This window comes from Stenotrophomonas sp. FSL W7-1447 (assembly GCF_037966425.1).
GTDB classification, from domain to species: Bacteria; Pseudomonadota; Gammaproteobacteria; order Xanthomonadales; family Xanthomonadaceae; genus Stenotrophomonas; species Stenotrophomonas pavanii.
In genome coordinates this window covers 2,125,287-2,136,742 of the sequence record NZ_CP150199.1, presented here as the reverse complement: position 1 = coordinate 2,136,742, position 11,456 = coordinate 2,125,287, and the positions used below count along the sequence as shown (strand labels likewise).

Sequence of the window (11,456 nt, the reverse complement as noted above, 5' to 3'; positions counted from 1 at the left end):
GCGGATCAGCGCAGGGCAAGGCGGTCGATGGCAGCGGCATAGCCTCGATGGCCATGCTCGAGCGTGCGCGCCACCCGTCCGGTGGTGGTCACGCTGACGCCGGTGCGCTCGTGGATCTCGCGGTACGGCACGCCCTGCTGCAGCAATGGCACCACCTTCCAGCGGTCGGCCATGGCCTCCAGCTCGGCCGGGGTGCAGAGGTCGCGCAGGAAGGCCTCGACCTGCTCCGGCTCGCGCAGGGCGGCAAAGGCCCGGGCCAGGGCTTCCAGGTCGGCCTTGGGGTCTTTGGCGGCAATCTCGGGGCGGGCTTTCACGGGGTCGGATCCATGCATCAATGTAATAGCGCGTTAGTACATTAGCGCATTCTTGCGCGGTGCGTCAAATCGGGGGTTGGGGGGCGGCAAGGCTGCTTCCGTGCACCCGCAGAGGCAAGAGCCAGAGCAACAGCAAAAGGCGGTTTCCCGAGGGTTGGCGGGATGGATCCGGTTGAGGGGGGCGCTGCAAGTACGTCCATGTAAGCTCGGTCGCCGCATCCATGCGGCTCACGCCCCCTCAACCGGACCCACCCCGCCTTCGACAGTTGACCGCGATCTGTCAGAACAGCATGGATCGGATCGGAACCGGCTTTTGTAGAGTCGAGCCATGCTCGACTGCGCTTCGCCCGCAAACGCAGAACGCCCACCAAAGGGCGGGCGTTCTGCTTTCAAATCAACAATCTGGCCGACTCAGGGCAGGCAGCGCACCTCGGCCTGCAGCGCCCCGGGCCGCAGGCATTCGCCGAACAGGCTGCCCTGCCGGCTCGGCAGGGACTGGATGTTCTCCAACGCCCCTGCGCCGGCCGGACACGTCCGCGAGGCCAGGGCCTGCAGGTCGCCCTCCAGCTGCGCGCGACCGATCACGTGGCAGCGATCGACCTGCAGCCGGTACTGTCCCGGCCCTATCCGTGCACTGCGCAGCGCCGGGTCGCTCTGGCAGCCCGCCAGCAGGAGCACGCACAGCGCCCCTGCGGCGGCCCGCATCACGCCATTGCCTTGGACTGCTCCAGCTCCACCTGCAGGGTGCTGGCCAGCTCGTCGCGGGAGACTTCGAACTGCTGCTCGCGCAGCAGGTCCTTCACCGCCACCACGCCACGCGCCAGCTCGTCCTCGCCGGCCAGCACCACGAAGCGGATGCCGGCCTTGGCCGCGTACTGGAACTGCTTGCCGATCTTCTTCGGCTCCATCTGCACTTCGGTGTTGATGCCACCGGCGCGCAGGCGACGCGCGATGTCCAGCGACTGCGGCATGCCCTGCTCGTCCATCAGTGCCACCAGTGCCTGCACGCTGCTGGCCTCGATGCCGTCGATCAGGCCGGCTTCGCGCAACTGCCAGAACAGGCGCGACAGGCCGATGGAGATGCCCACGCCCGGCAGCTTCGACTTGCTGTAGTGGCTGGCCAGGTCTTCGTAGCGGCCGCCCGAACAGATCGAGCCGATCTGCGGGTGGTCGGTCAGCGTGGTCTCGTAGACGGTGCCGGTGTAGTAGTCCAGGCCCCGCGCAATGGAGAAGTTCAGGCAGTACGCGGTTTCCGGCACGCCCAGCGCCTGCACCAGCTGCAGCACCTCGCGCAGTTCGGCCACGCCAGTGCGCAGGATCTCCGAAGAACCGGCGTCGGCTTCCAGGGCAGCCAACTGCGCGAGCGCATCGGCATGCCCCTGCGAACGCACGGCCACGAACGCCAGGATCCTCTCGACCTGTTCGGCCGGGATGTTGAAACCCTCGCCCACCAGCGTCTCGCGCACGTAATCGGCGCCGCGCTTGTCCAGCTTGTCCACTTCGCGCAACACCGCCAGCTGGCGCTCGCCTTCGGCCACACCCAGGCTTTCGAAGAAGCCGCGCATCAGCTTGCGGTTGTTCAGCTGGATGCTGAAGTCACCGATGCGCAGTTCCGAGAACACGGCGTGGATGACTGCCAGCACTTCGGCGTCGTATCGCACGCTCAGACTGTCCTTGCCGATCACGTCGATGTCGCACTGGTAGAACTCGCGGAAGCGGCCGCGCTGGGCGCGTTCGCCACGGTACACGCGCTGCATCTGGTAGCGGCGGAACGGGAAGGTCAGCTCGTGTTCGTGTTCGGCCACGTAGCGCGCCAGCGGCACGGTCAGGTCGAAACGCAGCGCCATTTCCGGCAGCGAACGGTCGCCCGATTCAGCCGCATTGGCCAGCGCACCGGTGGACTGCACGAAATACACCTGGCGCTCAGTCTCGCCACCGGACTTGGTCAGCAGCACGTCGGACAGTTCGAACACCGGCGTCTCGACCGGCAGGAACCCGAAGCGCTCGTAGTTGCGGCGGATGACGTCCAGCATGCGCTGGAACGCAATCTGCTCGCGCGGCAGCAGCTCAAGGGTGCCGGGCGGGGTACGGGGCTTGATCACGGGCGGAACTCCTGCTGGAACGGGACGTGGGAGGGGGCGACATTCTAGCGCCCCCGCCTCCGGCAGGGTCGAACGGCCGCTTGAAGTATCATAAGGCCCTCCCCGCCCGCGATACGCCCCCGCAACATGTCACGGCCTTCCGGCGCTCCGCCCGCCAACAACGATCCCGCCGCGCCGTCCTGCATCACGCTGGACTGCCTGCACTGCTCGGTTCGCCACCTTGCGGTGTGCTCGGCGTTGTCGCCCGATGAAGTGCAGGCGCTGGAACAGGTCACCGTTTCGCAGCAGGTCGGCATGGGCAGCACCCTGGCCCGCACCGGCGAGGAGCGCCAGCATGTCTATACATTGACCGGCGGTGCGCTGCGCCTGGTTCGCACCCTGGCCGACGGCCGGCGCCAGATCAGCGGCTTCGTGCTGCCCGGTGACTACCTCGGGCTGAGTGGCAGCGATCACCACCGCTACGACATCGAAGCGATCGCCGACAGCCGCGTCTGCCGGGTCGCGCTGCCACAGATGAAGGCGCTGCGCAGCCGCTTCCCGCACCTGGAGCGCAAGCTGCTGCAGCGCGCCTGCCAGGAACTGGACGCCGCCCAGGATGCGGCGCTGGCATTGGCACGCCTGCAGCCGGCCGAGAAGCTGGCCGATTTCCTGCTGCGCCTGGCCGCACGCGAGGCCAGGCTCGGCGGTGACGGCCTGCGCGTATCGCTGCCGATGGGGCGTGGCGATATCGCCGACCACCTGGGCCTGACCATGGAAACGGTCAGCCGCACCTTCACCAAGCTGCGCCAGCAGGGGCTGATCGCCCTGCCCCACCTGAACGTGGTGGAGATCCTCGACGAGGACGGGCTGCGCACGCTGGCCGGTGAAGGATTGATCTGACGGCATCGCGGTTGGTGGGGTTGCCGGCCAGCGGCCGGCGCTACCCGTGTTGCATCCTCCATCTGCGATCAACGCATCAACACCTCACGCAACGCCGCGTAATCGGCCGCCAATGGTTCGGCATGCGCCGGTCGCTGCAGCAACGCGTCCAATGCCGGCGGCACCGCGACCGGGCCGCCGATCAACGGCTCCACCACCGCCTCGAACTTGGCCGGATGCGCCGTGGCCACCACCGCCCAGTCGCCCTTGGCACCGCGCGCACGCAGGTCCTGCAACACCTTCACCGCCGTCGCCGTGTGCGGGCAGAACAGTTCGCCGCTGCTGGCATGCGCTGCGGCAATCGTCGCGCGGATGGTCACGTCATCCACCGCGAACGCGCGGAAGGCAGCGCGCAGCTCGGCATCATCACCGTGATAGAGCCAGCGCAGGCGCTCGAAGTTGCTTGGCGCCCCCACATCCATTGCGTTGGCAACCGTGGCCACACTGGCCTGCGGCTGATAGTCGCCACCGTTGAAGTACGCCGGCAGCACCGCATTGGCATTGGTCGCCAGCACGATCTGCCCGATCGGAACGCCCAGCGCGCGCGCCAGCACTGCGGCCATCGCATTGCCCAGATTGCCGGTCGGCACCACCAGGTTGAGCCGACGACGATGCGCTGCGTAATGGGTCAACGCCGCATGTGCGTAGTAACTCATCTGCGGCAGCAGGCGGCCGAGGCTGATGCTGTTGGCCGAGCTGAGCGGCACCTGCGCCTGCAGGTCACGGTCGGCCAGCGCCTGCTTGACCATGGCCTGGCAATCGTCAAACGCCCCGGCCACACGCAGCGCCTGGATGTTGTCGCCGAAGCAGCCAAGCTGATGCGCCTGCCGCGGTGACACGCGGCCATCCGGGTACAGCACCACCACACGCACGCCCGGCTGGCGATGGAAGGCTGCCGCCACGGCGGCACCGGTATCGCCAGAGGTGGCGACGACGATCGTCAGGTCGCGGTCCTCGCCGGCCTGCAGCCGCGACAGCGTTCCGGCCAGGAAACGCGCGCCGATGTCCTTGAACGCCGCCGTCGGCCCATGGAACAGCTCCAGCACATGGTCGCCGTTGCCAAGTGCACGCAGCGGCACCGGGAAGTCGAACGCCTCGCGGCAGATCGACGGCAACGCGGCCTCGAGCGCGTCAGCGGCGAAGAACGGTGCCAGCAGGTCCGCGGCGGTATCGGCCAGCGTCGCCCCGGCCTGCAGCTCACGTGCCGCCGGCAGGGTGGCGGGCACATACAGCCCGCCGTCGGGTGCCAATCCTGCAGCGATCGCCGCGCTGAGGCCAACGGCCGGCGCTTGGCCGCGGGTCGAAACAAAGTGCATGGGGTCGGTATCCAGTAGGGGGGAAGGATTCAGCACAGCCGGGCTCCCGGCGCATCCAGCGGCGACACCCAGGCGTCGCTGTCGAAACCGGCGGCGGCAAATGCAGCCTGCACCGGTGCAGCGGCGGCACGGGCCTGGTCGGCGTCCTCGAACCAGGCAAACACACTGGGGCCGGCACCGGAGATACCTGCGCCCATCGCCTGCGCCGACAGCGCCGCATCGCGGGCGGCCTCGAAGCCGCCGATCAGGCCAGCGCGGCGCGGCTCCACCAGCACATCGCGCAGCCCCGCGCGGACCAGCCCGGCGTCGCTGCGATGGCAGCCGGCAAGCACCAGCGCCAGGTTCGCGCTCTGTGCCACGAATTCAGCCAGCGCATAGCTGCCCTGCAGGGCCTGGCGCGCGAGCCGGGTTTCCAGCACTGCGTGCGGATGCACCAGCAGGCTGTGCCAGGCGGCCGGCACCGGAATCGGCAGCAGGCGGTCGGCGGTGCACAATGCCAGCCCGCCCAGCAGCAGCGGTCCCACGTTGTCGCCGTGGCGCCCACCACTGGCCACGGCTTCGCCGTCCAGCGCAAACGGGTACAGCGCCTCGCGTGGCAGCGGCACATCGAGCAGCGCATTGGCGGCCACCAGTGCAGCAACACACGACGCTGCCGAGCCGCCCATGCCGGAGCCGAACGGAATGCCCTTGTCGATCTCCACCGCGAAACCGAACTCCAGGCCCAGCCCCGCGCGCAGCGACATCAACGCTGCGCCGGCGGTGTTCCCGGCCGCATCCAGCGGCAGCGCGACGGCGCTGCCACGGATCGCGTCGATGCGCACCCGCGGCTCATCGAGACGGCGCACGCTTACGGTATCGCCGACACCGGCAAGCGCATGGCCAAGAATGTCGAAGCCGACCGCCACGTTGGCCACCGAGGCAGGCGCGAACGCACGTGCGATCACAGGCGTGCTCCTTCACCGGCGGCCACCCGCAGCAGGTCAGCGAACACGCCCGCTGCCGTGACTTCCGGCCCCGCGCCCGGCCCCTGCACCACCAACGGATTGTCGCAGTAGCGACGGGTACGGAACTGCACCACGTTGTCGGTCAGCCGCAGGTTGGCGAAGGCGTGGTCGGCCGGCAGTTCCTGCAGGCCGACCGAGGCACCGTCCGCACCGAGCCGTGCCACATAGCGCAGCACCGCGCCGCGCGCCCGCGCCTCCTGCAGGCGCTGCAGCAGGCTGGCGTCGGACTCGCCCAGCCGCGCCATGAAGTCGTCCACGCCGCCGTCGCGCAGCAGCGCCGGCACCAGGCTTTCCACCTGCACCTGCTCCAGGCTGAGCGCGTGGCCGGCCTCGCGGGCAAGGATGACCAGCTTGCGCGCCACGTCCACGCCGGACAGGTCATCGCGCGGGTCCGGCTCGGTGTAGCCCATCGAACGCGCCTGCGCGACCAGCGCGGAGAACGGCTGGCTGCCATCGAAGCGGTTGAACAGCCAGGCCAGCGTGCCGGAGAAGATGCCTTCGATGGCCAGTACCTCGTCGCCGGTATCGACCAGGTCGCGCAGCGTGGTGATCACCGGCAGGCCCGCGCCCACCGTGGCCTCGTAACGGAACCGCGCACCGCTGGCCGCCGCCGCGGCGCGGATGCGCTGGTAGCGCGGCAACGGGCCGGCGCCGGCCTGCTTGTTCGGGGTGACCACGTGGATGCCGGCTGCCAGCCAGCCCTCATAGCGCTCGGCCACCTCGGCACTGCCACTGCAGTCGATCACCACCGCATGCGGCAGGTGCGCGGCCAACAGGTGTTCGGTGAAGCGATCCAGATCGCTGGGCTCACCCGCCTGCTGCAGGGCATCGCGCCAGTCCGCATGCAGGCCATCCGCCTCCAGCCGCATGCGCGAACGCGAGGCCAGGGCGCGCAGGCGCAGGTCGACGTTGGCCTTGGCCAGCAGCTGCGGACGGGCGGCCAGCAACTGGTCCAGCAGCGCGGCGCCGACATTGCCCGGTCCGATCACTCCCACCGCGAAGGTCTGCGGCGACAGCCAGAAACCCGCATGCGCGGCGCGCAGCGCACGGGTGGCATCGGCACTGTCCACGGCCACGGAGATGTTGCGCTCGGACGAGCCCTGCGCGATCGCCAGGATGTTCACCTGCGCACGCCCCAGCGCTTCGAACAGGCGCGCGGCCACGCCCGGCTGGCCGGCCATGCCATCGCCGACCGCCGCCAGCACGCTCACACCATCACTGACCTGCACGCGCTGCACCTGGCCCACCGACAGCTCGTGGGCGAACGCGTGCAGCAGGGCCTCGCGGCCGCGGCCGGCTTCGGCAGCGCGTACCACGCAGCAGATCGAATGTTCCGACGAACCCTGCGAGATCATCACCACCGATACCTGCGCCTGGCGCAGCGCGGCGAACACGCGCTCGGCGGTACCGGGCACGCCGATCAGGCCGGTGCCCTCCAGGTTCAACAGGGACAGCCCGGGGCTCAGGGTCAGGCCCTTCACCGGCCCACGCGGCGAGCGTTCTGCACTGATGCGCGTTCCCGGGTGCGCCGGCTGGAAGGTGTTGCGGATGAAGATCGGCAGGCCGAGGCGGATGGCCGGCGACATCGTCTGCGGGTGCACCACCTTTGCGCCGAAGTAGGCCAGTTCGCAGGCCTCGTCGTAGCTCAGCGATTCCAGCTGCACGGCTTCGGGCACCAGCCGCGGATCGGCTGACAGCACGCCGTCGACGTCGGTCCAGATGTGCAGTTCATCGGCATTGAACAGCGCGGCGAAGATCGCTCCGGAGTAGTCACTGCCATTGCGGCCCAGGGTGGTGATGCGGTCATCGCGGTCGCGCGCGACGAAGCCGGTGGCCACCAGCCGCGACTGCGGATGCTGCAGGCGCCACCTGGCGAGCCGGTCAGCACTGGCCTCCCAGTCGACATCCACGCCGAGTTCGCCATGCCCGACCACCAGCACATCGCGGGCATCGAGCACGGCACAGTCTTCGCCCAGGGCACGCAGGTGGCTGCCGAGCAGCTGTGCGGAAAACACTTCGCCCAGGCCCTGCACGCGGTGGAGCACTTCGCGCGGCAGCTCGCCGATCACCGCCAGCGCCGCCAGCACTTCGGCCAGCTGATCGAAGCGGGCGTCGATCCATTCGACCGTCTCGCCGACCTGCTCGCCCAGCAGCGCCACGGCGGCGCCGCGATGGCGCGCGCGCAGGGCATGCCACGCCTCGCGCCAACCTTCGTCGCCCTTGGCCGCCAGCTGCGCCAGATCGATCAGCGCGTCAGTGACGCCCTTCATCGCCGAGACGACAGTGACCTGCAGCGGTTCGGGGCGGGCCAGCAGCAGGCCGGCAACATGGCGATAGCGTTCGGCATCGGCCACCGAGGTGCCGCCGAACTTGTGCACGACAGTGGACGGCGCAGCCAGATCGGCCGGGGCAACGGGATGGGCGGGGGCGTGGGAAGACATGCAGACCTCGGCAGGAGGCCCCGTCGCATGCAGGTGTCGAGTTTCCCCGCCACCTGGATGGTGCGGGGCCGTGGTTTTCGGGAGTTACACGAAGACGACGGGCCGCACCAGGGCAGTGGTGACGGTGGTGGTGGTAATGGTGGTGGTGGCGACCGGCGCAGTCGAACGGCCCGCAGTGGCGGGGGCGATCAGGCTGGCGTGGGCGGCATCAAGGACCATGGCGCACAGAAAACACTGCGCATGGGCCTGCTGTCAAGTGTTGCACCGCAAAAGACCACTGCCGCGATCATCGGCCAACGTGCGCGTATTTGGTTGCAACTGAGACCAAGCGCGCATCAGCACGCTTGTCGACCGGATTCAGCCGGCATGTTCGGTGATCGCCCGCGGCGTGCGGTGGGCATGCGCGCACAGCATCACGCCGGCCACCAGGAACACGATCGCCAATGCTTCCAGCAGCGACGGCCAACGCTGTTGCCAGGCGAAGGCATACAGCAGCGCGAACAGCGTTTCGAACACGATCATCTGCCCGGTCAGGGTCAATGGCAGCAGGCGGCTGGCACGGTTCCAGAACGCGTTGCCGAGGATCGAGGCCACCACTGCCACGCCGGCGCTGATCGCCCAGAAGCCACCCCACTGCGCCGCCGTGTGGTCGCCAGGGCCGATGAAGGCCATCGGCACCAGCAGCAGCGCCAGGCCACCGGTGGTGACGCCGGTCAGCAGCGACCAGTCATGGCTGGACAGATCCGGCCTGCGCGCCAGCCAGCGGCTGTTGCCGATCGAGTACAGCGCCCACGAGAACAGCGCGCCGAACGCGCACAGCAGTCCGATCACGCGCTGGCGCCACGGCGTGGCCAGATGCTCGGACATCAGCGACTCCCAGCCGACCAGAGCGACCCCCAGAACGCACAGGCCCAGCGCCGGCAGCAGCTGCTTCAGCGGCACGGCCCCCTGCTCGCGCACGCCGACCAGCGTGACCACCACCGGGATCAGGCCAACGATCAGCGATGCCGCAGCGCCACCGGCCCACTGCACGGCCGTGGCCAGCAGCAGGAAGTACACCAGGTTGCCGGCCAGGCTCAGCCACAGCAGGCCGGACCATTCGGCGCGGCCCAGCCGTGGCGCCAGCCGCCTCCAGCGCGGCAGCAGCAGCGCGACGGCAATCAGGCCGTAGACCAGATAACGGCCAGCCGACAGCTGCAGCGCATTGAACGACTGCAGCACGGCGGGGGCCAGAAAGACCACGCCCCACAGCGCGCCGGCGGCAATGCCGTTGGCGATGCCCAGGGCCATCGGGTTGTTGCGCATTCGGAAACTTCGGGGGAGAGAACAGGCCACGCAGTGTATGCGTTGCACAGCGGGCGCTCTTGACCGTGGCTACTGCCCTGCCCGGCTGTGCGCGTGCGGAGTCGCCTCGACTCGGGAGCCGGGCATGGGCCCGGCTCCACAGGTCAGGTGACGCCCCTTCGCCACGCAGCGGGGGTCTGGCCACATTCGCGGCGCAGCGCACGGGTCAATGCGCTCTGCTCGGAATAGCCTGCGGCCAGTGCGATATCACTGATCGGCGCGGCGCTGGTGCGCAGCTGATGCTTGGCCCAGCGCAACCGGCACGCACTGAGCCATGCCTGCGGACTGAGCCCGAATTCCCGCTGGAACAGCGCATGCAAGCGACTCTCGCTGACACCGACGAAGCCGGCCATGCGCGCCACCGGCCACGCCTGCCCGGGGTCGGCCTGCACCGCCGCGCACAGGCCCTGCATGCGCGCGCCACTACCGGCGGGCGCAAACACCTGCAGCAGCTGCGGCAGCAGGGGCGGCAACGGTTGGCCCGCACGCACCTGCGCCAGGCACTGGCGCAACGCCAGCGGCAGGTGCAGCCAGCGCTGGCGGGACAGGTGTTCCTGGGTTGCGTCATCCAGCACGCCGGGTGGGCAGTCGACAATCACGAAACCGTTGGGACCGTCTGCCATCTGGTCGTGGGCCTCACCCGCTGCAACGAACGCGCCCTGCAGCAGGTCCAAGCGCCCCCCGCGCCCCTCCATCTCGAACTGCAGCTCGCCCTGCAGCGGCAACACCCACTGCGCATAGTCGTGGCGATCCAGGCCGGTGGCCTGGCCGTACTGCCGCAGGTGGAAGATCGCGCCCATGCGCCGAGTGTGCGCGTGCCGGGATATCCCTGCAACGCGGGCGCGCCTCCACACGCGATGGCTCCCGCGATCGGTGGCGGGTCGTGCCTGACCGGGCGCCGGACTAACCGTCCACGCCCAGGAAGGTGAACGGTGCACTGGGCACGAACTGGCCCAGCGCATTGCCGGAATAGGTGTTGCGCTGGTCCGGGCCGAGATCGAGCTTGAGCACCTTGCCGCCGAAATCCACCTTGTTGAGGTCGACCCAGAACGTGTTCGGGGTCAATGCTGATTCGAAGAAGTACAAGCGCCGCTTGTGGTCGGCCACGGTACGCCAGCGCGTGGAGGAGATGTTCGGCTCGCCCGGCGTGGTAATGCCGTAGGGCACCGATGTATTGCGGATCACGCTGAACACGCTGGCCAGTGCCACCACCGGGTCTTCGGACTTGGGAATGGCGTTGATGTAGAACGAAGCCCGCGCGAAGCGATCGGCCGAGCGGTTGGTGCCGGGCAACATCACGGTGCCGCCGATCTGCTGCCAGTAGCTGTTGAGCGCCAGCTGCTGTTCGAAGATCGGCGAATTGGTCATCACCTGGTAACGGCGGTCATGGTGGATCACCTGGCGGCCACCGATGTATTCGACGATGGCGCTGTCGCCTGTGGCATCGGACAGCGACAGGTGCAGCGTCGCCTGGCGGTCTTCGCCCGGCACTTTGTCGGTGACGATCGAGTACGGCTCACGCTCCAACGCCGCCACCGCCTCGCCAACGGTTGCAAAGTTGTCGAGCACGTACTGCGCCCAGAGCGAAATGGCCAGTCCGGGCTTGTTGCCACGCTGCTTCGGATACTCCGATTCGACCAGCCACAGCAGGTTGGCCACCAGGCCCTTTTCGTTCATGCCGTCGGTGGTCGACACGTCGTAGCCGGTGGCCACGACCGAGCCATAGCGCGCCGTCCAGGCCAGCGACTTCGGGCCGGCCTGGCCGGTGCGCGCGATGCCGCGTGGCAGCACATAGAGGTTGGTCGCCACATCGACTTTCCAGTCCATCGAACGCGCGGTGATCACATCGCCGTTGTCGCCCAGGTACACCGCCCGCGTGCAGGCCAGCGCCGGTGCGACCGCGGCAGCCAGTGCGACCGCCAGCATTGCCCTGCCCGTCCACTTCATCCGTACCATGTCGTTGCACTCCTTTCCCCGTGATCGGTGGATCTCACCCCATGCAGGGTGACACAGCAGT

General features: G+C 68.8%; 11 protein-coding genes. 1 reads left to right on the top strand and 10 read right to left on the bottom strand.

Translation table 11 applies throughout. The features are described from left to right. Positions 1-5: 5 nt before the first annotated feature. From NSQ78_RS10115 to hisS, 3 genes are all read right to left on the bottom strand, one after another. Positions 6-332: a YerC/YecD family TrpR-related protein gene (locus tag NSQ78_RS10115; RefSeq protein WP_074726341.1), complete on the bottom strand. Its 327-nt coding sequence runs from the start codon at positions 330-332 to the stop codon at positions 6-8. 393 nt (positions 333-725) lie between these two features. Continuing rightward, entirely contained in the window at positions 726-1,019 is a 294-nt protein-coding gene (locus NSQ78_RS10110; RefSeq protein WP_064238358.1) for a hypothetical protein, read from the bottom strand. Continuing rightward, the gene (gene hisS, locus NSQ78_RS10105) at positions 1,019-2,416 is read right to left on the bottom strand and encodes a histidine--tRNA ligase (RefSeq protein ID WP_053504968.1); all 1,398 of its coding nucleotides are present in this window, start codon (positions 2,414-2,416) and stop codon (positions 1,019-1,021) included. Before hisS ends, NSQ78_RS10110 begins: the two co-directional genes overlap by 1 nt. 126 nt (positions 2,417-2,542) lie before the next feature. Here hisS and NSQ78_RS10100 point away from each other — a divergent pair, with 126 nt between their 5' ends. Continuing rightward, a complete protein-coding gene (locus NSQ78_RS10100; RefSeq protein ID WP_049471312.1) occupies positions 2,543-3,295 on the top strand; it encodes a helix-turn-helix domain-containing protein in 753 nt (250 codons plus the stop codon). A gap of 68 nt (positions 3,296-3,363) precedes the next feature. Here the strand turns inward: NSQ78_RS10100 and thrC are convergent, their stop codons facing one another. The 7 genes from thrC to NSQ78_RS10065 all read right to left on the bottom strand — a co-directional run bounded on the left by thrC (position 3,364) and on the right by NSQ78_RS10065 (position 11,395). Next, positions 3,364-4,650: a threonine synthase gene (gene thrC, locus NSQ78_RS10095; RefSeq protein WP_064238356.1), complete on the bottom strand. Its 1,287-nt coding sequence runs from the start codon at positions 4,648-4,650 to the stop codon at positions 3,364-3,366. 29 nt (positions 4,651-4,679) lie between these two features. Then, a complete protein-coding gene (locus NSQ78_RS10090) occupies positions 4,680-5,594 on the bottom strand; it encodes a homoserine kinase (protein ID WP_049471309.1) in 915 nt (304 codons plus the stop codon). Beyond that, complete coding sequence (gene thrA, locus NSQ78_RS10085; RefSeq protein ID WP_149901937.1) at positions 5,591-8,095, bottom strand: bifunctional aspartate kinase/homoserine dehydrogenase I; 2,505 nt, start codon at positions 8,093-8,095, stop codon at positions 5,591-5,593. The genes NSQ78_RS10090 and thrA overlap by 4 nt, the downstream gene beginning before the upstream one ends. A gap of 84 nt (positions 8,096-8,179) precedes the next feature. Then, entirely contained in the window at positions 8,180-8,314 is a 135-nt protein-coding gene (locus NSQ78_RS10080; RefSeq protein WP_005413160.1) for a hypothetical protein, read from the bottom strand. 138 nt (positions 8,315-8,452) lie between these two features. Then, positions 8,453-9,400: a DMT family transporter gene (locus NSQ78_RS10075; protein ID WP_064238351.1), complete on the bottom strand. Its 948-nt coding sequence runs from the start codon at positions 9,398-9,400 to the stop codon at positions 8,453-8,455. Positions 9,401-9,543: 143 nt separating this feature from the next. Beyond that, complete coding sequence (locus NSQ78_RS10070) at positions 9,544-10,239, bottom strand: AraC family transcriptional regulator (protein ID WP_064238349.1); 696 nt, start codon at positions 10,237-10,239, stop codon at positions 9,544-9,546. A 103-nt stretch (positions 10,240-10,342) separates the two neighbouring features. Then, positions 10,343-11,395 (bottom strand): linear amide C-N hydrolase, encoded by a 1,053-nt coding sequence (locus NSQ78_RS10065; RefSeq protein WP_064238347.1) that lies wholly within the window; start codon positions 11,393-11,395, stop codon positions 10,343-10,345. Between the last annotated feature and the right edge of the window lie 61 nt (positions 11,396-11,456).

Coding starts and splice junctions, on each gene's coding strand:
- NSQ78_RS10115 (WP_074726341.1), bottom strand. CDS start 332: ATGCATGGATCCGACCCCGTGAAAGCCCGCCCCGAGATTGCCGCCAAA.
- NSQ78_RS10110 (WP_064238358.1), bottom strand. CDS start 1,019: ATGCGGGCCGCCGCAGGGGCGCTGTGCGTGCTCCTGCTGGCGGGCTGC.
- NSQ78_RS10100 (WP_049471312.1), top strand. CDS start 2,543: ATGTCACGGCCTTCCGGCGCTCCGCCCGCCAACAACGATCCCGCCGCG.
- thrC (WP_064238356.1), bottom strand. CDS start 4,650: ATGCACTTTGTTTCGACCCGCGGCCAAGCGCCGGCCGTTGGCCTCAGC.
- thrA (WP_149901937.1), bottom strand. CDS start 8,095: ATGTCTTCCCACGCCCCCGCCCATCCCGTTGCCCCGGCCGATCTGGCT.
- NSQ78_RS10080 (WP_005413160.1), bottom strand. CDS start 8,314: ATGGTCCTTGATGCCGCCCACGCCAGCCTGATCGCCCCCGCCACTGCG.
- NSQ78_RS10075 (WP_064238351.1), bottom strand. CDS start 9,400: ATGCGCAACAACCCGATGGCCCTGGGCATCGCCAACGGCATTGCCGCC.
- NSQ78_RS10070 (WP_064238349.1), bottom strand. CDS start 10,239: ATGGGCGCGATCTTCCACCTGCGGCAGTACGGCCAGGCCACCGGCCTG.
- NSQ78_RS10065 (WP_064238347.1), bottom strand. CDS start 11,395: ATGGTACGGATGAAGTGGACGGGCAGGGCAATGCTGGCGGTCGCACTG.